Annotated in this window: 24 protein-coding genes and 1 pseudogene; 11 read left to right on the top strand and 14 right to left on the bottom strand. The window is 34.3% G+C overall.

The window, feature by feature from the left end; translation table 11 throughout:
- Positions 1-136 precede the first annotated feature (136 nt).
- From IJQ68_RS01470 to IJQ68_RS01460, 3 genes are read right to left on the bottom strand one after another with little or no spacing between them, the layout of a single operon-like run.
- A complete protein-coding gene (locus tag IJQ68_RS01470) occupies positions 137-1522 on the bottom strand; it encodes a carbon starvation protein A (RefSeq protein WP_292796032.1) in 1386 nt (461 codons plus the stop codon).
- A gap of 11 nt (positions 1523-1533) precedes the next feature.
- Positions 1534-1749 carry a hypothetical protein gene (locus IJQ68_RS01465; RefSeq protein ID WP_292796029.1) on the bottom strand — a complete coding sequence of 72 codons (216 nt, stop codon included), beginning with the start codon at positions 1747-1749 and terminating at the stop codon, positions 1534-1536.
- On the bottom strand, positions 1733-2062 hold the full coding sequence (locus tag IJQ68_RS01460; RefSeq protein ID WP_292796027.1) for a hypothetical protein: 330 nt from the start codon (positions 2060-2062) through the stop codon (positions 1733-1735). The genes IJQ68_RS01465 and IJQ68_RS01460 overlap by 17 nt, the downstream gene beginning before the upstream one ends.
- Positions 2063-2122: 60 nt before the next feature.
- Here IJQ68_RS01460 and IJQ68_RS01455 point away from each other — a divergent pair, with 60 nt between their 5' ends.
- Positions 2123-2251, top strand: a complete 129-nt coding sequence (locus IJQ68_RS01455) for a hypothetical protein (RefSeq protein WP_292796024.1) — start codon at positions 2123-2125, stop codon at positions 2249-2251.
- Here IJQ68_RS01455 and IJQ68_RS01450 read toward each other — a convergent pair.
- The 3 genes and pseudogenes from IJQ68_RS01450 to IJQ68_RS01440 all read right to left on the bottom strand — a co-directional run.
- A pseudogene (locus IJQ68_RS01450) lies at positions 2231-2308 on the bottom strand (hypothetical protein); the annotation flags it as partial. The gene IJQ68_RS01455 and the pseudogene IJQ68_RS01450 overlap by 21 nt on opposite strands.
- Positions 2309-2888: 580 nt before the next feature.
- The gene (locus IJQ68_RS01445; protein ID WP_292796021.1) at positions 2889-3491 is read right to left on the bottom strand and encodes a TetR/AcrR family transcriptional regulator; all 603 of its coding nucleotides are present in this window, start codon (positions 3489-3491) and stop codon (positions 2889-2891) included.
- Between the two features lie 34 nt (positions 3492-3525).
- A complete protein-coding gene (locus IJQ68_RS01440) occupies positions 3526-4131 on the bottom strand; it encodes a TetR/AcrR family transcriptional regulator (protein ID WP_292796018.1) in 606 nt (201 codons plus the stop codon).
- Between the two features lie 252 nt (positions 4132-4383).
- Between IJQ68_RS01440 and IJQ68_RS01435 the strand changes: the two genes are divergently transcribed.
- Positions 4384-5895, top strand: a complete 1512-nt coding sequence (locus tag IJQ68_RS01435; protein WP_292796015.1) for an MFS transporter — start codon at positions 4384-4386, stop codon at positions 5893-5895.
- A gap of 55 nt (positions 5896-5950) precedes the next feature.
- A complete protein-coding gene (locus IJQ68_RS01430; RefSeq protein ID WP_292796012.1) occupies positions 5951-6403 on the top strand; it encodes a DUF308 domain-containing protein in 453 nt (150 codons plus the stop codon).
- 101 nt (positions 6404-6504) lie between these two features.
- Here IJQ68_RS01430 and IJQ68_RS01425 read toward each other — a convergent pair whose 3' ends face one another.
- Entirely contained in the window at positions 6505-7269 is a 765-nt protein-coding gene (locus tag IJQ68_RS01425; RefSeq protein ID WP_292796009.1) for a TatD family hydrolase, read from the bottom strand.
- A 187-nt stretch (positions 7270-7456) separates the two neighbouring features.
- Here IJQ68_RS01425 and IJQ68_RS01420 point away from each other — a divergent pair, with 187 nt between their 5' ends.
- Entirely contained in the window at positions 7457-8257 is an 801-nt protein-coding gene (locus IJQ68_RS01420; protein ID WP_292796006.1) for a transcriptional regulator FilR1 domain-containing protein, read from the top strand.
- Positions 8258-8262: 5 nt separating this feature from the next.
- Here IJQ68_RS01420 and glyS read toward each other — a convergent pair whose 3' ends face one another.
- The 5 genes from glyS to tfrB are packed head-to-tail and all read right to left on the bottom strand — an operon-like array spanning position 8263 to position 13784.
- Positions 8263-9957, bottom strand: coding sequence for a glycine--tRNA ligase (glyS, locus tag IJQ68_RS01415; protein WP_292796004.1), 1695 nt, complete (start codon positions 9955-9957; stop codon positions 8263-8265).
- A 16-nt stretch (positions 9958-9973) separates the two neighbouring features.
- On the bottom strand, positions 9974-10558 hold the full coding sequence (gene dcd, locus IJQ68_RS01410) for a dCTP deaminase (RefSeq protein ID WP_292796001.1): 585 nt from the start codon (positions 10556-10558) through the stop codon (positions 9974-9976).
- Between the two features lie 17 nt (positions 10559-10575).
- Positions 10576-11400, bottom strand: a complete 825-nt coding sequence (locus IJQ68_RS01405) for a DUF362 domain-containing protein (protein WP_292795998.1) — start codon at positions 11398-11400, stop codon at positions 10576-10578.
- Between the two features lie 2 nt (positions 11401-11402).
- Positions 11403-12299 (bottom strand): TrmJ/YjtD family RNA methyltransferase, encoded by an 897-nt coding sequence (locus IJQ68_RS01400; protein ID WP_292796042.1) that lies wholly within the window; start codon positions 12297-12299, stop codon positions 11403-11405.
- Between the two features lie 12 nt (positions 12300-12311).
- The gene (gene tfrB, locus IJQ68_RS01395; RefSeq protein ID WP_292795995.1) at positions 12312-13784 is read right to left on the bottom strand and encodes a fumarate reductase (CoM/CoB) subunit TfrB; all 1473 of its coding nucleotides are present in this window, start codon (positions 13782-13784) and stop codon (positions 12312-12314) included.
- Between the two features lie 121 nt (positions 13785-13905).
- Between tfrB and iorA the strand changes: the two genes are divergently transcribed.
- The 3 genes from iorA to IJQ68_RS01380 are packed head-to-tail and all read left to right on the top strand — an operon-like array spanning position 13906 to position 16706.
- Positions 13906-15798, top strand: coding sequence for an indolepyruvate ferredoxin oxidoreductase subunit alpha (gene iorA / locus IJQ68_RS01390; protein WP_292795991.1), 1893 nt, complete (start codon positions 13906-13908; stop codon positions 15796-15798).
- Positions 15795-16373 (top strand): indolepyruvate oxidoreductase subunit beta, encoded by a 579-nt coding sequence (locus tag IJQ68_RS01385; RefSeq protein ID WP_292795988.1) that lies wholly within the window; start codon positions 15795-15797, stop codon positions 16371-16373. The genes iorA and IJQ68_RS01385 overlap by 4 nt, the downstream gene beginning before the upstream one ends.
- A gap of 54 nt (positions 16374-16427) precedes the next feature.
- Positions 16428-16706 (top strand): hypothetical protein, encoded by a 279-nt coding sequence (locus IJQ68_RS01380; RefSeq protein ID WP_292795985.1) that lies wholly within the window; start codon positions 16428-16430, stop codon positions 16704-16706.
- A gap of 61 nt (positions 16707-16767) precedes the next feature.
- Here IJQ68_RS01380 and IJQ68_RS01375 read toward each other — a convergent pair whose 3' ends face one another.
- Together IJQ68_RS01375 and IJQ68_RS01370 are read right to left on the bottom strand one after the other, a co-directional pair.
- The gene (locus IJQ68_RS01375) at positions 16768-17196 is read right to left on the bottom strand and encodes an amino acid-binding protein (RefSeq protein ID WP_292795983.1); all 429 of its coding nucleotides are present in this window, start codon (positions 17194-17196) and stop codon (positions 16768-16770) included.
- Positions 17197-17208: 12 nt separating this feature from the next.
- Complete coding sequence (locus tag IJQ68_RS01370; RefSeq protein WP_292795980.1) at positions 17209-18507, bottom strand: phenylacetate--CoA ligase family protein; 1299 nt, start codon at positions 18505-18507, stop codon at positions 17209-17211.
- A 259-nt stretch (positions 18508-18766) separates the two neighbouring features.
- Between IJQ68_RS01370 and IJQ68_RS01365 the strand changes: the two genes are divergently transcribed.
- From IJQ68_RS01365 to IJQ68_RS01355, 4 genes are all read left to right on the top strand, one after another.
- Positions 18767-20374 carry a sodium:solute symporter gene (locus tag IJQ68_RS01365; protein ID WP_292795978.1) on the top strand — a complete coding sequence of 536 codons (1608 nt, stop codon included), beginning with the start codon at positions 18767-18769 and terminating at the stop codon, positions 20372-20374.
- Positions 20374-20487 carry a symporter small accessory protein gene (locus IJQ68_RS10855; RefSeq protein WP_342765125.1) on the top strand — a complete coding sequence of 38 codons (114 nt, stop codon included), beginning with the start codon at positions 20374-20376 and terminating at the stop codon, positions 20485-20487. The genes IJQ68_RS01365 and IJQ68_RS10855 overlap by 1 nt, the downstream gene beginning before the upstream one ends.
- A 64-nt stretch (positions 20488-20551) precedes the next feature.
- Positions 20552-21724, top strand: coding sequence for an MFS transporter (locus IJQ68_RS01360; protein ID WP_292795976.1), 1173 nt, complete (start codon positions 20552-20554; stop codon positions 21722-21724).
- A gap of 151 nt (positions 21725-21875) precedes the next feature.
- Positions 21876-22073 carry a hypothetical protein gene (locus IJQ68_RS01355; protein ID WP_292795973.1) on the top strand — a complete coding sequence of 66 codons (198 nt, stop codon included), beginning with the start codon at positions 21876-21878 and terminating at the stop codon, positions 22071-22073.
- The last annotated feature ends 442 nt before the right edge of the window (positions 22074-22515 follow it).

Here is a 22515-nt window from a genome sequence, read left to right as displayed (position 1 = left end):
CAAATCATTTCTTTTAATTGACAGATATCTGCATTTAAATTAAAGATAATTCAATTGCTTTGATTTTAATAATGCTTATTTTTCATTTACTGACACAAACCCATAAATCTATAAATATCAAATCATGCAGTATATGCTATTTGTGTTTTTTAATGAAAATTATTGAAATAATAACTGTTGCAATAACTGAAATCACATTGGCAGTCATTGAAGGCAATCTGAAACCTTCAGGAGCCTGCAGGATATATCCGAATGCAATTAATGTACACAGGATTGCCGGAATCAATGCAATAATATATGGTTTTTCATTATTTCTCAGATAAGCACTTGCAGCATATAATACTACTGTAGCCACTATTAATTGGGACACGGCAAAATATCTCCAAATCAAACTGAAATCAACAAAAGTCAATCCAAATGCCACTAAAAACAATGGAATGGCAATTTTTAGTCTTGAAATTAGTTTTTCATGGTTTAAATGAAGTTCATCCGCAATTGTTATTCTCGAACTTCTAAGCGCAGTATCTCCTGATGTAACTGGACAGATGACCACTCCGATAATAGTTAAAACCAAACCGACAGGTCCAACCAACGTTTTTGCCATATCATAAACTGCTACTGATGGTGTTGCACCATAGATTACTGCAAGCTGAGGCTGTCCGTGGAAAAATGCCATTGCAACTGCAGCCCAAACAAGAGCAACTAAACCTTCTAAAACCATAGCACCATAAAATACTGGTCTTGCATCATTTTCATTTTCAATGCATCTTGCAACAATCGGGGATTGGGATGCATGAAAACCTGAAACGGCACCGCAGGCGATTGTAATAAACAGGTATGGGAAAATGCTTTTGTCAGTTAAATACAAACCTTGTGTTGTGAATTCAGGAATGGAGTATGATGGATTTAAGATCAATGCTCCAATCATCAGCACAGCCATAATCAGCAGTAATGCCCCAAAAACAGGATATATTTTTCCAATAATCTTATCAATTGGAAATACTGTTGCAATCAAAAAGTAAATGAATATTATTGTCGTCCAGATAAGTATATCTATACTGGTTAAATCTGTGAGCAAACCTGCAGCTCCCTTTGCAAAAGTGGCTGAAACAAAAATCCCTGTAATTACAATAAGAACTGCCATGAACTTCTGAATTTTACTTCCCAAATATTTTGAAATAATGTTTGGCATTGTGAATCCGTCATTTCGTATGGACATGAATCCTGAGAAGAAGTCATGAACTCCCCCAATGAATATTGTACCCAGTACAATCCATACGAATGCAGCAGGTCCGAATAATGCACCTTGTATTGCTCCAAAAATAGGTCCCAAACCAGCAATATTCAAAAAATGAACTAAAAAGTTCTTGATTTTGGACATTGGCATGTAATCAACACCATCCTGCAGTCTAAATGCAGGTGTTTCGTGGGTTTCATCAACACCGGAAATTCTTTCAAGGAATTTTCCATAAACAAAGTACGAAGCAACCAATGCAAGAACACAAATAACAAAACTATACATAATATCCCTTTTTAATTATATCTTTCAAAAACAATGCCTGCAACTACATAGAATATTTCAAAGAAAATAAAGCAGACAAATATCCAAATGTCAAACACACCGCAAACAGCAAGCAATAATACCATAATCTTCATTACAAACCGATATTCAAAAAAGAAATTTAAAAACCTGTTGTCAGTCATATTTGGAATCAGTTCATGACCTATTTCATCACATATAATACCCAAAATACAAATCAGCATAATGACCAAGCTCATCTCGGGAATTCCTACAATAAACATTATTGCTGCAAAAACAATCAAAAGTAACTATATGATGGATTCCGTCCACTTTTAAAACAATGAGATTGCCTATCAGGATGGAAATAAAAATATATGCCGCATCTGTATTATAAAGTGATGCTGCAGCTGATGCAATAGCACATATAATGCCTAAAATTGTTGAAAGCCTCTGTTCATGGTTTACATCATATAGGTCATCTGAATATTTCATGAAAAAACCGGATAGAATAAAAAGCAAAGCAAGAATAATATAATTCATCTAATCACCGCTATTTAAAGTTTTATCTATCAGTTAAATAAACAACTGATGGGATACAGGATGCATGCTTTTAAAGCAGCTACAACTGCAGTAATTGTATCGCAGGTGTCTGAGGTAATTCATAATAATATGCAGTTTACCATTGCCTCAGGTTTAAGTTTTGGCAAGTCACATTTCATCATTTCCTGAAAGCATGCTGGATACTTTTATCAGGTCCACGTCCCATATTCCGGCTTTACTTAAAGCATTATCATAATCATTTAGTTTTGTTGATAATTCATCTTTTCCAGATACATATTTTCAGTATATCGCTCATTTTGTCTATTTAAAAAGATAATTAAAATCCTAATAATCCTAATAGTATAGAAATAACAAATATGATTATTCCTATTTTTAATAAAGTTTTTAAGCCTTTTAGCACTGCATAAATTATCAAAACAATTATTATAATCCTAATAATATTCAGTATCATATTCATAAACATTTTTTCAACCTCACATATGATTGTTTTGTCTTTCCGGGAAATCTCTTATAATGCAAAATATATTTTGTTTAAAAATGAATATTTTTTGGATTATTCCTCAGAAAAACAATATATCACTTAAAATATATGATTTTTGGTATTAATAAAGGTATCATCTTACAGAAATCAAATAGACTTCTGATACAGAACATATGTTCTCTTATTTTCATCAATGTTAAAAATTAAATATTGATTTGGAAATTATGATATGGAGATTTTTATTCTTATTTTTAAATTATTCGACTCCTAATCCTAAAAAATTAATACTTTTGTGAAATATTTTTCAAGATTAAAAAGTAGTTTTTACTGGGATTTGATGGCCTGCCAGGTTATATCAAAGTTTTTCTCAAAAATGAAATCATTATCCTCATTTGAAAAAATTAACCAGGAATATTGAATTCCCATATACATCATAACCAATGATTCGACAATGTTTTCAGTTGAAAAGTCCTGTCTGATTTCATTTTTCTTTTTGCCATCTTCGACAAGGTCGGTTAAAAATATTTTAATATCTTTTCCTGTTTTTGAAACTATACTGTTAACCTCATCTTCGGCATAGCCTGTTGCGGTTAAAAGAAGTACTACATCCCTATAATTGATGTTTTCATTGATGCTTTCAATTTCCACACCGTTTATGAAGTGATTTAAAATATAAGACAATGTGTCATGAATTCTGTCCCTTGATGAACCTTCAAGAATGATTTGATCAAAATCGATTTTAATATAATCCACCATATACTTTTGAAGAATTGCTTCAAATATATCGCTTTTATCTGAAAAATGATAATATATGCCGCCGGTTGTCAGTCCTGTAGCATTTCGAATTTCACTGATTGAAATATCAATTGTACCTTTCTCCAATATTAATTTAAGCGTTTTCTCAACAATCATATCTTTCGTGTTCATCTAACCACATCATGTTTTTTTCATTGTCATTTAATTATTCTTTGAATCTTATTTTTTCCCATTCCAAATCAAAATTGTCTTCAAAGGCTGAAATCATGTCATCAATCCAATATATGTCCCATTGATATTGAATTCCCATGTACATGTTGATTAATGAATATACAATGTCTTCTGTTGGGATGTCTTGCCGAATTTCTCTGTTATTTTGACCTTCCTCAATAATTTCTGTGAAAAATTCATTCAATTGTTTTATGATACGTTTGTAAATCTCCTGAGAATTTTCATAAGTAAACCCATTTGCAGTTAAAACATCCCCTATGATTCTGTAATCTACAACATCAATCGTTTCAAATTCGATTCCGCTTTGCTTTTGTTTAAACATTTCAGTCATGGCATCGTGGATTTTTTCTTTTGCATTTCCTTTAATCTGCCTGAGTTTATCCATATCGAATTGAATATAATTTATAAAGTATCTTTCAGTAATTTCATTATATATGTCTTCTTTTCCTGAAAAATAATAATATATTCCGCCGGTAGCAATTCCTGTGGCGTCACTGATTTGTCTAATTGAAACGATGGAGTTTCGCTGTTCAATCATTAATTTTAAAGTCTTTTCTAAAATTAATTTCTTTGTATTCATACATTTAATAATATTGGATTTCATTATTATTAAATAATATAGAGAACGAACGTTCTGTTGGATTTAAAATTGATGTGGTGAATGAATGTTCGGATATATTGAAAAATTGCAACTAATGTTATAGTTTTTGTTCATTAAACAACAAAAACTTTATAAAACAATAAAAGGATAAATAATTAGTGAGAAAAATATTGGACATCTAATTTGTTAATATTTTCTTATTTTTATATTGATATGGAGGATTAGGAAAAAATGAATGAAACTATTAGGCAACACTCATGGATTCCATTAATATTAGTGGCTTGTGCTTCATTTATTATAACATTGGATGCTACATTCATGAATGTTAGTATTTCTAAGGTTGTAGTTGACCTGCATACTGATGTTAGTACCATTCAATTGATTATGTCCTTTTACACACTCATCACTGCAGCATTCATGCTTCTTAGTACCAAACTTCAGGATATAGTTGGTAAAAAGAAACTGTTCATAATAGGTACTGTGCTTTATGGTGTCGGTACATTTACCGCAGCTATAAGTTGGAGTACAGGAGTATTATTTATTGGATGGGCATTGATTGAAGGTATTGCAGGGGCATTAATGACACCTGCTACTGTTTCCCTTATTAGTGGAATTTATTCCGGTGAACAACGTACATTTGCTTTAGCAATTGAAAGTGTAATGGTTTCCATTTCTGCAGCTGTCGGTCCGCTCTTTGGAGGGGTCATGACAACATTTTTCAGTTGGAGATGGGGATTCGCAATTGAATTAATATTCGTAATATTTATTTTAGTAATGCAAAGTAAAATACCTGATTTCAAACCTACCGAATCAAGAAGCGATTTGGATATTACTGGTGCTATAATTTCATTAATAGGACTTGTATTGTTCGTATGGGGTATTTTAATGCTGACAAAAGATACCTCAACCAGTATAATGGTAATCGTTGCAGGTTTAATTATCTTAGCAGCATTTGCATGGTTTGAAAGCAGAAGAAAAAGTAATGGTAAAGTACCGTTACTTGATATGGGATTATTCAAAGACAGAAATTTACGTGTAGGAGCAATCATTAGATTAATTGGTTGTCTTGCAATGGGAGGAGCATTGTTTGCTGTTTCCTTGTTCCTGCAAAGTGTAATGCAGTTAAACGCATTAAATACAGGTTTGACCACACTACCGATGACTATAGGTCTGCTTATATTTGCAATAGCAGCCCCAAGTTTATCCACTAAATTTGGTCATAAGAAACTTATAGCATTAGGATCTTTAATAGCAATCATTGGATGTGTGATTTTAAGCTATCAATTCAGATTGAACACATCAATGTATGAGTTAATGCCTGGTTTGTTTGTATTGGGTGCTGGACTTGGTTTCGTAATGTCTCTAAGTACAGATATTTCATTAGCCAATATTCCTAAGAAAAATGAAAACAATGCATCCGGTGTTCTTACAACCACTCAGACATTAGGTGAATCAATGGGTACAGCTATTATTGGGGTAATTTTAATTCTTGGAGTTATGGGAGGTCTAAGCACTGCAATCGATATGTATGCACCAGAGCATTCAAACGACCCACAATTCTTTGACGATGCAGCGAATTTCCTCCAAACAGCAGGTACTGAAAATATTACACAGGACAGTACTCTTGTGAATGCTGTAGATACCATTATTCAGGAAGCTATGGGATTCGTAATGATAATAACAGCTATTCTGCTAGCAGTTGTATTTATTGCAACGCTGCGGCTGCAGCCAAAAAAAGAATGAGAGTTAAACTCTCATTTTCCTTTTTAATATATAATCAAATTTTTGGAGAAAAAATATGGAATCAAATCAAATATCTGGTATATTATCAATAATTCTAGGATTAATTTTCATAATTTGTCCTATTTTTAGTACTGCATTTCTGTCCATTCTTATTGGATTGAGTTTAGTATTCTTTGGTATAGCATTAATACTATCCGGATTTTCAGCAGTCAATATTATTGTTGGAATTCTGGCCATTATAGTAGGGCTGGTATTCGTATTTAACATTACTGCATTATCATTCATTTTCGGATTACAATTCTATATCATAGGTATTCTAATGATTTTAGCAGGTATTGTTGGTCTTATTTCAGATACACAAATCGGAAAACTCGCTTCTGTATTAATTATAGTTTTAGGTATAATATCCTTTGCTCTTGGAGGATTTTCAATCGATCAACCTCTTTTCGCTGCAATTCTTATTGGTGTAGCTTTAATCATCCAAGGTGTAAGATTATATCTCGAATAGAAGTGAAATAAGCAATCTTTTGATTGCTTATATTTTTTTATTTTTTTTAGTTTAATTCTACTATTTTTAACGGTGATTTCAGCGTAAATTCATCATCTTTTTTAGCAGGAATCTATATTAAAAAATTTTTCAGCATTTTTAAATGCAATTTTATCAATTTCTTTTTGATTAAAGCCCTGTCTTGTCAATTCGCGTATTGTCTTTGGAACGGACAACGGATCGGATGGCTTGTTGCTCATGTCACTGTTAAGCAAGAATTTATCAAAACTATATTCATTTAAAATATCAATGGCTTCAAATTTGTCCATTTTTTGCGGCTGAACAGTCAATCCTAATGTGTAGTCTGTTGAGATTACCTTATCAACAACATTTGAGTTAATGTGGTCTATAACTACATATTCCGGTGAAATGTGCTCTGGCAGAATATCCAATATCTCATCAAGCACTTTCTCCTTATTTTTTCTGGGTGTGTGGATAATAACATTTGTTTTTGTCTCTTCAGCTATGTCCAGCTGCTTTTTGAATACTTCATATTCCTTTTCAGTCAAGTCCTCAAGTCCTATTTCTCCAATAGCTATGATTTCCTTATTCTCTATCCATTTGTATAGATTTTCATAAATCAGTTCTCCATCAACATTGGAGTTTGTCGGATGTATTCCGAGTGCAACTTTCAGGTCCAGTCCGTATTCATTTGCTCTCTTGGTATCATAGTTCAGAATTCTCATTAAATGATTTAAAAGAATGCTGTCATTATTTATGATGTATGGATAATATGCGCATGTTACTGCAACGTCTATTCCAGATACATACATTTCATTAAAATCTTCACCGCTTCTTGCATCAGCATGTATATGTGTGTCTATCATTTCAATCACTTTTCAAATTAAACTCTCACTTAATTGATATGTTGCTCTTGGATTAAAAAATTATCCTGACTTGAGTGATGATTTAAATACTTTTTGCAAGTGCGATTATGTGCTTAGTCGCACTTGCTTAGATTTTATATTAAAAGTATTATAAACACTAGGATAAGTAATACTGGTGGTAGAAATTATGAACGAAATTTCACAAACAATAAAAAACTACGAACTAATCGAGAATGATTTGAAATTCTTGCCGAAATCAATGATACGCTTGAAAATACTGAAGACTTTATACGAATCTCCAATGGATATGAAAGAAATCAATCAAGAAACGAAACTCAATTACAGTGCAATATCAAACATTATCCATAAGCTGGAATTGGACGGATCCATTTATTGGGAAAAAAATTCCTATTTCCTGTCCAATTCAATGAGACTTTGCATCGGCAATCTCTTTGAACTGGATGATTTGATGCTGCTTTTGGAAAATATTTCACCAATAATTCTCAACCATAATATTAATTCGATTCCGGTGAATTCCCTCTTTGCTTTTCATTATCTAAGAGATATCCATCTGATTGTATCAAACGGACTGGATGTGTATAAGACCTATGAGCTTATCACAAATTCCATTAAAAGAGCAAATTCGATTCATGCAATATTACCATTTTCATATGATGAATTCAACACTCAGCTAAACCGACTTGCGTCAAAAAACAGGACTGTTCATCTGTTATCTCCAGCAGATATCCGTGAAACACTGATGAAAAATCTGGAGATAAAAAATAACTTAAAAATTGACTATTTCAATGGTATGGGAACAAATTACTTCCTTTTGATATGTACAGACAAAAAAATGATTCTTGGATTTTTCAGAGATGATGGTGTATTTGATCAAAACAGAATTTTGATTTCCAGCAATAAAACTTGCATTAACTGGGCAAATGAGCTTTTTGAAAACTTTAAAAAAGAAAAAATGTTAAATGAGTAATAAACTCATTTATAATATTTTTCTATATATTCTTCCAATTCGTCAATTGAAATTCTTTCCTGAGCTTCAGTGTCCCTGTCCCTTACGGTAACCATATTGTCATCTTTTGTTTCATAATCTACGGTTACAGCAAGAGGAATACCGATTTCATCAGCTCTGGCATATCTTTTACCGATTGTATTTCCCTCATCATATTCTACAGTAAAACCTGCTTCCCTTAAGGTATTTTTTAACTCAGTAGCAATTTCAGGAAGTCCGTCTTTTTTAACGAGAGGATATACTCCAACCTGAACAGGAGCAACTGATTTTGCAAACTTGAAGTAATCTTTTTCTTCAGTTTCTGTAAATGAATGCAATAAAACGGAATAAACGATACGGTCGATACCGAAAGACGGCTCGATTACATGAGGAATAATTTTTTCTCCGGTAACGTCCTCTTCCACTTCTTCAATAAGAAGCAATTCCTTATCCACTTCATAGGATTTGTCTAACTCAATAACGTATTTTCCATCACTTTCCAATGCGGAAATGATTTTCTGAGGGTCTGCTTCTTCAATAGCCTGTTTTACTTTAGGTGAATCACCTTTAAATATAGGTCCGAATTTGGATAAGTTAGGTTTAACCACGGTTTTTTGAACTTTTTTTGGTTCGTCATATTCTTTGAAGACATACAGTTCATCGTTACTGAATTTTGAGTGTGAAGATAAGTCATAATCTCCCCTGTCAGCTATTCCGATAATTTCAACCCAGCCGTATTTGTCGGTTTTGACTTCAACGTCCCAGCAGTCAAGAGCGTAATGTGCCATTTCACCGGCCAAATGCTGACGGAACCTTAAGGCATCATTAGGAATTCCTATTTCATTTAAAAATTTACGTGCTAAGTACAGCTGATAAATCAACATTTCATTGGCAACAATGCCTTTGTCAAGTGCTTCGCGTGCTGTGATTTCCAAAGGCTCCAAATCATTTTCCTGAACTTCCTGTGAGTTCAGCCTTAAAATCTCATTTTCGATTTGTGAAAATTTGGGAGTGGTTTTGTCGCTCGGATCTAAAAATATTTCAGCTTCAGCCTGGGTAAATTCCCTGAGCCTGATAACTCCCTGTCTTGGAGAAATTTCATTTCTGTAAGCTTTTCCAAGCTGAACAGCACCGAACGGAAGTTTTCCTCTAAAGAATCTTTCAAGACGTTTGAATAAAATGAATATTCCCTGTGCGGTTTCAGGTCTCATATAACCTACTTTGTTTCCTTTAGCACCAATCTGGGTTTTAAACATCAGATTATAATCCCATATGTTAGCCAGATCTCCTCCGCATTCCGGACATTTGATATCATTTTCAGCTACAATCTTGTCCATTTCACTGTTTTCAAGGCTTTCAACATCCTGACCAATTGCCTCTTCAATAATATGGTCTGCCCTGAAAACTTCTCCGCAGCTTTCACATTTTGTCATAGGGTCTGTAAAATTGTCAACGTGACCGGATGCTTTGAGAACTTCTTTCGGCATTACGGTAGGTCCTTCTATTTCATAGAATCCTTCACCGGAAACATACTGTTTTCTCCATTTCTGCATGATATTGTTTTTCAGGCTTGCTCCTAAAGGACCATAATCAGTAAATCCTGAAACTCCGGAATAAATTTCAAATGATGGCCATAAAAATCCTCTTTTCGCACTGATATTTGTCATTTTGTCATGATTCATAAATATTAACTTCCATTTATTTTTTTAATTCGTAATCTAATTTAACTCTACTGCTTTCAGGACTGACTTGTCCCATATATTTACTGTTCCTGTCAGGATGTCCGTAAGGTACCTCTGATGGTGTTGTCATTGTTTCAAAAACAATCTGACACACTCTCTGGCCAGGATAAAGGGCAACAGGCATCGCACCGATATTTGATATTTCAAGTGTAATCTTGCCTTCAAATCCAGGATCGATAAATCCTGCGGTCACGTGCATCGTAACACCAAGTCTTCCCATACTGGAACGGCCTTCCACACGAGCTACAAGGTCATCAGGAACTTTAACGTATTCCAATGTTGTAGCCAATGCGAATTCATTAGGGTGAATTATAAATGCTTCGCCTTCTTTAACCGTACTTGATTCCATGTAGGATGCAATGTCTTCCTCATCTTTAGGGTCAATATATGCTTTTCTGATTACTTTAAATACTTTAAACTCATCACCCAATCTCATGTCAACGGAAGATGGTTGTATTTGTTTTTCATCTAAAAGAGGATCAATAACAATCTTTCCCTCTTCCAAATATTCCTTAATAGTCTTATCACTTAATATTGCCATTTTATCACACTTGAAATTTAATCAGTTTCTATTAGATTTTCCATTCTATTTATCACATTATTTATGGTTTTGTCAGTATAATCAATTGTAAGAGCTCCGAATTTACATGTGTTAACGCATAGTCCGCAACCTTTGCAGTTATCAGAATCAATGATGATTTTGCCGTCTTTTTCACTGATTGCTTCAAACATACAGACTTCTTTTAAGCATTTCATGCAGCTCTTACATTTATCAGAATGATATTTTACGCTAACGCCTTCCAGTTTTTCCAGTTTATCGGATATGTCGTTATGCAGGTTAGGATACACTTTCCACAAGCAGCAGCATGGACAGCAGTGACAGATGGTAAGCAGTCCTTCACCTGGTCTTACATTCATCCATACCGTATCGATTTTATTTCTTCCGATGATATGGCTCAATCCGGCGGCATCAGCTTCATCAACTTGCTTTAAAGCTTCTTCAACACTTGCTTCATGACAAATTGTTCTAGGTATCTTTTTAGTTGTCGGACCGAGGAATATGCATCCGATATCCTGAGGATAATCTTTGCAGTCATTTGATGTTCTGCATAGGCAGCTGTTCATTATCACAATATCATCGCAGCGCTTTATAACATCCTTTATCACTTGAGTCGGTAAGAATTCAGATTTTTCAGCTTCAATTTTTTTGTTTACATTGATTGTGTTGGGAATAACAACGATTTCATCCTTTTCAAAAAGTATTTTATTGATTACTTTTTTAGCTATCTTTGATTTTTTCGTTAGCCCGGCAATCCAGAATCTCCAGTTGAATATTCTGTTTACAACAAATATGCTGACTTCTGCAAAACTTATTCGTCTCATGCTTACTCCATTTTATTTTTTATTCTTCTAAGAATGCCTTTCAATGTATGCGCTTCGCGTCCTGTAATGAATGCTCGATTTACTATATTTTTGAATGTTTTTAATCCATTTTTCTTTTTATGTTGTGGAATATCAAGCTTATCAATCATTTCCATCATGTCTTTAATCAGATATTCCTTTTCAAGAGCAGTACTTTCCTCAAGTCCCTCCACAGCGTATTCATGCTTATTTTTGAATAATTCATAAAATATGATTGCTGCCGCATGGGAAATATTTAATATGGGATATGTGGGGTCAGTTGGAATTGATACGCAAATATCACAGTTTTCTATTTCCTTATTTGAAAGGCCATCCCCTTCTCTTCCAAACAGTATTGTGATTTTATTATTAATATTAATGCTTTCAGCCAATTTCTCAGGTCTGATAGGTATTCTGGATAAGTTGTAGCTTCCTCCGGCAACACCGGTTGATGCAACTTTAAAATCAATTCTTTTTGACTGGTAAAATTCATCCAGACTGGAATAAACCAAAGCATTTTCAACAATATATTTGCCGTGGGTAGCCTGATAATAAGCTTCAGGAGTTAATGTTGGAGGATTTATCAGCACTAAATTCTTCAATCCGAAGTTAGCCATTGTCCTTGCAAGAAATCCGATGTTTCCAGGAGTTTCACATTCAACAAAAACAATGTAGATGTTGCTTTTAAATAAATCCAGTTCCGTTTCCTCTTCTTTAGGCTGTTGCTGTAAATCTTTAATTGCTAAAGACTGGCCACGGGATTTTGCTTTTTTTGTTGAAGTTGATTTCTTTTCAGCTTTTTTATCCTCTTCAGGTGAATTGATAGGTGCCGTTTCGACAACTTTCTGTTCACTTACAGCTGTATCTCCTATATTAATCAACTCCAAATAATTTTATTCATATGATTTTTCCAATAATTCTAAAATATGCATTGCTTTAACGTTTTCTTCATTAATATCGTTCAATCCGTCCTGAAGGTTGCGCTGACAGAACGGACATATTGTAATGACAGCATCAGCACCAGTATCCTTAATCATATCTGCTTTTGCTTTTGAAAGTTCCATTGCAATATCCGGTCTTCCGGATTTTATTCCGCCCCCCGCACCGCAGCATTGGCAAGGATAAAGCATCTCTTCAAATTCAACTCCCGGAATCATTTCTATAATTTCTCTAGGCTGGTCTTTAATTCCCTGGCCTCTGCCTAAATGGCATGGGTCATGATAAGTGACCTTCATATTGACTTCTTTCATTCTGCTTTCATCAAGCTTGTCAACCAGAAATTCGCTGATGTCCATCACATTAAGCTTTGAACCGAATTGAGGATGATTGTTCTTGAGTGTAGAGCCGCATCCGGAACATAATGTAATTATGGTATCATAATCCTTGAATACTTCTTTGTTCTTGTCAACAAGACTTTGAACGAGTTCGGTCTGTCCGGTTCTTAAAAGCGGTGATCCGCAGCATACCTGGCCTTCTGGAATGTCAATTTTAATGTCATTTGCTTCAAGAACTTTAAGCAGGCTATGTCCTATCTTTTGCATTTTATTGTCAAGCATACATCCGGTAAACAGTGCCACATCAGAGCCGTTGTAATTGTCCACCTGGCTGATGAAGCTTTCACCGTCACAGCTGACTGACCTTCCGGTCTCTTTGATATTGTCATTGAATGCAACATGTTCAGGCAACGGACCTAAGCTTTCAGAGCATGCAATAGCTCTCATCTTTTCAATAGCATCACCGAATGTATTGATGTTTTTAGGACACACTGCCAGACATTTTCCGCAGCTTGTACAGTTGTATAATCCTTCATCCAAACCTTCTTTTATACGATTAAAATCTTCACGAGGGTCAGATTCGAATTTGGAAATATATCTCATTATATATGGTCCGCCGAACTCTGCGGTTGCAAAATTAACTACAGGACATGTTGAAAGACATGAATAACATTCAATACAGCTTCTGACTTTTTTGGTATCTGCCGTAGCCTCTTTAGTTATTGATTCATCCAATTCATTTTTATTTTCAGAATGCAGATTCAATTGCAAATCCTTTACTTTATTTTCTATATCACTTCTATCGACAATTAAATCCTTAATGACTGGAAAACGCAATGGTTCTATTCTTGCATTATTTTTGATTTCCTTTTGGCAGGCAAGCGCACCATTACCATTAAATAAAATTCCACAAGATCCGCATTGTCCAGCTCTGCAAGAACTTCTGAAGCTGATGTCAGCATCATACTTATCGTTAATGGCTTGAAGAGCATCCAAAACTTTCATTTGTGGAGTTTTTTCAATTTCATAACACTCCATGTGCGGTTCATCATCAACTTCTCTGTTGAATCTGGAGACATAAACTTTAATCATCACTTTTCCCTCTTTTATAAAGCTAGTCAAAATAACTATAAATTTATATTATATTTTGAACTTATTATTATAATATATTATCGATTATTAATTATATAATTATTTTTTGAGGAAAAATATAATGAATTTAAAAGAATTAGTTACTGGAAAATCTGGTGAAAAACAGTTTTTGCTTGGAAATGAGGCTGCTGTAAGAGGCGTTATTGAGGCAGGGATATCTATTGCAGCAACTTATCCGGGAACTCCTTCATCAGAAATAGGAAATATATTATCAGTGCTTGCTAAAGATGCTAACATTTATTTTGAATTTTCAACAAATGAAAAGGTCGCAATGGAAGTTGCAGCAACCGCAGCAGCATCCGGGCTTCGTTCATTCACATTCATGAAGCATGTCGGAATGAATGTTGCTAGTGATTCATTCATGACTACAGCATACACTGGTGTTAATGGTGGAATGGTTATTTTAACGGCTGATGATCCTTCATTGTTCTCATCTCAAAATGAACAGGATACACGTAATTATGCACGCTTGTCAAATGTTCCTGTGCTTGAACCGTCCAATTGTCAGGAAGTTAAGGACATGGTCAAATACGCATTTGATTTGTCTGAAGAATATAAATTGCCTGTTATTGTAAGAACAACAACCCGTGTATCACATATGAGGGGAGTAGTTGAATTTGGAGAGGTCAATGACAATTCATCAAATAATGATGATCACTGGATGAGAGGCCATTTTGATAAGGATCCTTCAAAATATGTTCCTGTTCCAGCATTTGCGGGAAAAATGCATGAAAGGCTATGTGCCAAAATCAGTAAAATAAATGATGTAACCAATAAATCTGATTACAACACTTCACAGTCATTTTCAGATAACAGGAAATATGGAGTAATATCTTCCGGAAGCGCATATAATTATGCTTATGATGTAATTAAATTCAATGATTTGGATATGGACATATTAAAAATCGGATTTTCTTATCCGTTTCCTGACAAAAAGGTTTTGGAATTCATTAAGGACTTGGATGAAGTATTTATTGTTGAAGAGGTCGATCCTATCATGGAAAAAGAAGTTCTGGCAATTATCGGCCGTGAAAATCTTGATGTAACTGTTCACGGTAAACTGGATGAAACATTACCTCAATGCTATGAATTCAATTCTGATATTGTAAGTGAAGGATTCGATAAAGTCCTGAATTTCATAAATAAAGAAGATATCACATTTTCTGACAGTCTTAATAAGTTAAGTGAGGAAATACCATCAAGAGCACCTGTTCTATGTGCAGGATGTCCTCACAGGGCAATGTATTATGGAATCAACATAGCTATTGAGGAAATGGGTCTCAAACCTTCAGATGTTGTTTTCGCATCAGATATCGGATGTTACACTTTAGGTATCAATCCTCCTTATAATGCTGCTGATTACTTGCTTTCAATGGGATCCAGTGTCGGTGACGGATGCGGATTTTCAGTTTCAACAGACCAGAAGGTTGCAAGTTTCATTGGGGATTCCACATTCTTCCACAGCGGTGTTTCACCATTGATTAATGCAGTTCACAACAAGCATAATTTTGTTTTAACTGTTCTTGATAACAGAATTACTGCAATGACTGGCGGTCAGCCAAACCCAGGTATTCCTGTTGACGGTATGGGTGATGAAGCGCCTGAAATATCCATCCGTAAATTGGCTCTTGCCTGTGGAGTTAACTATGTACGTGTAATCAATCCGTTTAATTTGGATCAGGTTGTTAAAACATATAAAGAAGCTTTTGAAAGAGATGACACTGCAGTAATTATTTCAAAAGCACCATGTACACTGATTAAAGGTTTAAACAAAAAACCTCCAGTTAAATTCATTGAATCCAATTGTAATAATTGTGATAAATGTGTAAACGAACTTGCATGTCCTGCAATTTCAAAAGTTGACGGAAAAATAGAAATCGACACTTCAATGTGTGACGGATGCGGAGTCTGTATTCAGGTTTGTAAATATGGTGCATTGGAGGTGGGAAAATGAGTTACAGTATTTACATCTGCGGAGTAGGAGGCCAGGGAATCATTAAAACCTCAGTTATTATAGGTGAGGCCGCAATGAACCAGGGTTTGGATGTTGTGATGAGTGAAATTCATGGAATGTCACAAAGAGGAGGATCAGTATCAACTGAACTCAAGATTGGTGATTACAACAGTTCAATCATTCCGGATACCACTGCAGACATGCTGCTTTCATTTGAACCAGTTGAAACCATAAGAGGATTGCATAAGGTAAATAAGGACAGTAAGATTGTTTATAATACTCATCCTATTATCCCGTCTTCTAGTGATGTCACTTATCCTAGTGTCGAAAGCATTACAAATTCATTAAAAGAGAATTTTACTCATGTGTTGCCTATTGACGCTACAAAACTGGCTTTGGAGGCTGGAAATGTTTTGTCTTTAAACATGGTTCTTTTAGGTGCGGTGACTGCTGACGATAAGTTCCCATTATCAAAAGATTCAGTTATCGAAGCAATGAAAAATAATTTGCATGAAAGGTTCCATGATTTGAATTTAAAAGCTATCGAAAGCGGATACAATTCAATAAAAGGTTAAGTTTTAAATATTATTATAGTTAAATCTTTAATTAGATATAAAAGTGGGGATATTATGGCTTACCAAATAGATAATGCTATTGTAAAAAAAGATAGAACAGGAAAATTAACATTAATCGACCCTGAAGGTCATTTTCAAGATGAAGATGCTTTAATCGCAATTAAAAGTGATGATTTAATAACAATTCAGCTTTTAATTAATAGTATTTTAAACAATGATTTTAAAAGTTGGAGAGAATTGGGTGTAATTCCGGATTCTGAACCAATCAAATCTTTACTCCCTCGTTTAGGATATTCCAGGGACGATATTGCTAAATTATTAAAAGAATTCTAATTCTTTTACTTTTTTTATTATTATTGATAGTTTTTTCTAAAAAAATAAGAGGAAAAGATAATTAAATCTTTTCAAGTTCTTCTTCTGTAAGTATTTTAGCGTTGTTTGCTTCAAATACTTCAATTGCTTTTTCAGTATTTTCTACTTTTATTGCTACAATAGCTTCTTCAGGTTGGCTACTTACAAATGCATAAATGTATTCTAAGTTAATGTCTGCATCATCCAAAATAGCTAATGTTGTATTTAGTCCATTTGGTTTGTCCGGTACTGAAACAACAATTACTTCACTTTCTTTTACAATGAATCCGTCGTCTTCAAGTGCTTTGATTGCCTTTTCATTGTTGGATACAATTAATCTTAAAATACCATATTTTGTGGTGTCTCCAACGGATAATGCGCGGATATTTACGTCTGCTTTAGCTAATGTGTCAATTGCTTTTTTAATTCTTCCTTCTTTGTTTTCGATAAAAACTGAAATTTGTACTGCCATATTTCCACCTTTTTATAAATTTCTTTCATCGATTACACGAACAGCTTTACCTTCACTTCTTGGGAGTGTTTCCGGTTCACATAGTGTTACATCCACTCTTAGTCCGGTTTCTGATCTGATTGATGCTTGTATTTGTTTTTCCACTTTTTCCATTTCTTTTATTTCGTCTGAGAATAGTTCTTTGGAAGCTTCCACTTTAACTTCCACTTCATCTAAAATGTCCGGTCTGGTTACATGTATTAAATAGTTTGGACTTATTCCTTCAATCTTGAGCAATGCTTTTTCGATTTGTGATGGGAATACCATTACACCTTTGATTTTTAACATGTCATCGCTTCTACCGGTGATTCTGGTCATTCTGACAGTTGTTCTTCCACATTCACATTTATCGGCAATTAAAGAGGTTAAATCTTTTGTTCTAAATCTTAAAATAGGCATTCCTGTTTTTGTAAGGGAAGTTAATACCAGCTCTCCTTTTTCACCATAATCGAGGGTTTCTCCAGTATCTGAATTAATTATTTCCGGATAGAAATGATCGTCCTGAATGTGCATTCCGTTCTGTTCGCTGCATTCCTGTGCAACACCCGGACCCATTACTTCGGTTAAACCGTAGATGTTGTATGTTTTGATTCCAAGGGATGTTTCGATTCTTTTTCTCATTTCATCTGTCCACATTTCAGCTCCGTGAATTCCTGCTTTTAGGTTTATGTCTTCTAATGGAATTCCTGCTTTTTCACGGGATTCTCCTAAATACATTGCATATGATGGGGTACAGGTTAATATGTCACTTTGGAAGTCGACCATGGTGTCGAGCTGTCTTTGGGTATTTCCTGCAGAAATCGGGATTGTTATTGCGCCCATCATGTTTCCTCCGTGGTGAATACCGAATCCTCCGGTGAATAAACCGTATCCGTATGCGTTCTGTATAATGTAGTCTTTTTCAGCACCTGCCATTTTCAGACCACGGGCAATACATTCTCCCCATACGTCCAAGTCGTTTTGGGTATATCCGGTTACTGTTGGTTTTCCGGTTGTACCTGATGATGCGTGGATTTCTACAATTTCGTCACGTGGAACTGCAAGCAATCCTAGAGGATATGCTTCTCTTAAATCGCTTTTTGTTGTAAACGGAATTTTTTCTATGTCTTTTAAAGTCTTGATGTCTTCTGGTTTTAATCCGATTTCATCAAATCTTTTTTTATAGAACTCTACATTTTCATATGCTATTTTCACGGTTTCCTGCAATCTTTTCAGTTGAAGTTCTTCTTTTTCTTCTTTTGTCATACATTCTGTTTTATCATCCCAAAACATATTTATCCCTATTTTAAAATTTTTTTTAATACGTGTTATATTTTCGTTTTTTATATAATATAAAGCTTTTTTCATTGTCCAAAAGTGTACAATACTTGTCAATCTTTCGAATTCTTATTTTATTATCTATTTAATGCTTTTAAAAGAGAGATTTTATTGTACAAAAATGTACATCAATGTATTTTTAAGGATAATATTTATATAAAATGTGATTATATATATTAGATTGCTAATGTAAATTTTATTAGAGGTTTAATTTATGGATGTTATGATTTTAACTATTGTATTTATAATCTACATTTTCGCATTAGTTCTTGTAGGTTATTATGCATACAAAAAAACCAACTCCTCTGAAGACTTCATGATAGCTGGTAAAGACACTCACCCGTTCATTATGGCAATGAGTTACGGGGCTACTTTTATTTCGACGGCAGCTATTGTAGGTTTTGGAGGTGTTGCTGGTCAGTATGGTATGAGTGTTTTATGGTTAGCCTTTTTAAATATTATTATAGGTATATTCGTTGCATTTGTATTTTTAGGAAAAAGAACTCGTAGGATGGGGCATGCTTTAGGCTCCCTGACATTCCCTGAGTTTTTAGGTAAACGTTTCGATTCTAAATTTATTCACTATGCTTCAGGATTAATTATTTTCTGTGCAATGCCTCTTTATGCAGCAGTTGTTCTAATTGGTGCTGCAAGATTTTTAGAATCTTCACTTTTAATTGATTTCAGTATTGCACTGCTTATCCTATCAATTATTATTACTTTCTATGTGCTGTTCGGTGGTATCCGTGGAGTAATGTATACAGACGCTTTGCAAGGAACAATCATGGTTGTTGCAATGGTATTCCTTTTAGCATTCGTATATTGGTTACTTGGTGGAGTCGACACTGCAAACACTGCACTTTCTGGAATGGTAAGCCTCTATCCTGCCGAAGCCACGGCGACGGGGGGTACGGGATGGACGAGCTTCCCGACGTTTGGAACACCGTTCTGGTGGTCATTAGTGTCATCTACCCTTATCGGTGTAGGTATCGGTGTACTTGCCCAACCTTCATTGATTGTAAGGTTCATGACAGTAAAATCCGATAAGGAATTAAACAGATCTGTCCTGATTGGTGGTATTTTCATTGCTATCATGCCAACAACCGCTTATATTGTAGGTTCATTATCCAATGTCTATTTCTATGACAAATTAGGTCAGATTGCAGTTGATGTCGTTGGAGGAAATATTGATAAAATCATTCCAACATTCATCACAATGGCATTGCCTGAATGGTTTGTTTATATTTTCTTGCTGTCATTAATTGCAGCTGCAATGTCAACAATATCCTCACAGCTTCACACCCAAGGTACAGCATTCGGTGTGGATATTTACGGTACAATAAGGGATAAGGCTAAACAGAGATTGGATCAGGTTACCATTTCAAGAATAGGTATATTAATCGCTATTATTTTGGCATTGATTATGGCATTTTCACTTCCTGGAAGTGTAGTCGCTTTAGGAACAAGCCTGTTCTTTGAAATCTGTGCTGCAGCATTCCTGCCTGTATTTTTAGGTGCTCTATACTGGAAAGGAATTACAAGACTTGGAGCTATTGCAGGTATTTTATCCGGAACATTTGTAAGTCTCTTCTGGCTGATATTCGTATTTGCAAAAACAGCAAAAGGTCTCGGAATCTGTATGGCATTATTAGGTATGGAAACAATATTACCTGCCGCACCATGGCCGTTCATTGATGTAATGCTGATAGCTGTTCCGATTTCAGCAATATTTACTGTTGTCGTAAGTTTACTTACCAAACCTCCTGCTTCAGAGGTAATTGATGAAGCATTCAAAAACATTGATAATATGGGTGATGCATAATGGTAATTTTAGGAATTGAAGACCCTTGGATTTGGGGAGTATACGTTGGAATTATCTTATCCACACTCCTATGTATTGTTTATGGTATCGTAAACTGGAATAAAGGAGACTAAATCCTTTATTCACTTTTCTATTTTTAGCTTATTTTTAAATATTTCAAATATTAATATTTAATTAATGAATGTTAATGAATCTGAAAGAATATTTACCAAATCGTTTTTCTTAATCTTTCTTGCATTGCTTTTCACAGCTCTTGTAATGTATGCATTGATGTCAACAGTCACGGAATATGCCACATCAATGGGTTCCACAGCCATGATTGCGGGGCTTGTTTCAGGAGTTTATATTTTCGGAGGACTCATATCAAGAATCTATTCAGGCAATGCACTTGAAAAAAACAGCTGGAAAAAGATTGCACTAATTTTCATGACAATTCATTTCATTTCATGCTTTCTGTACTTTTTTGTAGATAATGTTTATCTGCTTATTCTGGTCAGATTCATCCATGGTATCGGCTTTGGTGCATCAGCAAATGCAATCGTCACAATTGCCAGCGCAATACTTCCTCAAAAACGCTTTGGTGAGGCATTCGGCTATTTCATGTTGGGAACTACAATTGCTGTAGGTCTGGGCCCATTCATCGGAGGATTTCTCTACGATAATGCAGGCTCATCCGGATGCTTTTTAGCAGCAGCTTTTTTCAGCGGAATCGCATTAATCAGTCTCTTTTTAATTGATGTGGACAGCTATCAGCCAAAAAATGGAAATGTTTCTGAAAAAGAAAATTATGGTATTTTAGAAAAGATCTTTGAGTTTAAAGCCATTCCGGTTTCTTTGTTTACTGCATTAACTGCACTTGGTTATGTGTCTGTTCTGTCATTTTATCGCCTTTATGCTGTTGATGTAAACTTAGTTGAAGCATTTTCATGGTTTTTTATAGTATATTCAATATGTCTCGTGATATCCAGGCCTTTGGCAGGCAGAATTCAGGATAATTATGGGGACATGATAATTTGTGTAACAGGTATTGTTGCTCAAAGTGTAGGGCTGTTTTTGATAGCTTTTATTCCTTCAGATGTTAGTGTATTTATCTGTGCAGTATGTCTTGCATTGGGATTCGGTACACTGAACTCAGCATGCACAGCAATTGTCACAAGAAATTCAAGTGAAAATCGCAGATCATACGCATTATCCACATTTTTCATTTTTTGTGATGCAACAATGGGATTTGGACCAGCATTATTGGGATTTTTCGTATCTTCCAGTACAGGTTATGCTCCGTTGTATTTTGTAGCTTCATTCATTACAATTCTGGCCCTGCCGATTTGCATATATGCACTAAAAAATTAAATTTTTTAGGTTTATAAAAACTTTTTTTTAGATATAACTAAATTTTTATCATTATTTTTGGTAAAACTAAATTATTTATAGTTAATTTTAAATATTACTTTTGTTATAATCTATATTTATCAAATAAAGTTTTTTGATTGGAGATGTTATTATGGCTAAGAAAAAAGAAATTGATATAGAAGAAACTGCAATCATTGATGACAATGAGATTTTGGTTAAAGAAAAACAGACCTGGAAGCTAAATGCTATTGAATCCCTTGCCTATGAAGGTATGAAAGGTCTTTTCGTTGGCGCATTCATGATTGGAGATATCTTAGGTTTCAACGATAAAAAAGATAGTGAAGAATAATGCTTTTTTCGATTATTTTTAGGCTAAACTAAAAATAATTCCTTATTTTTTCTTTATTTAGGTTTAACTAAATTAAAAAGAGTTAATTTTAAATATAACTTCATGTAAACTATTAAATAAGTTATATGGGTGATAAATGAGGTTATATATTTTATCATCAAATATGAAAAAGAAAATTAAATTTTTCTTTTTCACCATTTTCTACTTTTTCTAAAAATATAATTCTACAATTATGGTCTTTTACTTAATGTTTGTACCATTTTTGTAAAATTATTCTTGGGCAGTTAATACCTGTGTATTAAGATTTACCAAGCTATCTCCCATTGACTTATGGGTTCAGTGAAAAAATATTTTTTTTTCACGCTGTTGTATGATTTTTTTTGTTATTCGTAGTCCTTCGTTTAAAATGTTTTTTGCAGCGTTTATGTCTCTGTGGTGGTGT

Source organism: Methanobrevibacter sp. (assembly GCF_017447225.1).
In the GTDB taxonomy this organism is placed as follows: Archaea; Methanobacteriota; Methanobacteria; order Methanobacteriales; family Methanobacteriaceae; genus Methanocatella.
This window is presented reverse-complemented; position numbering and strand designations above follow the sequence as displayed.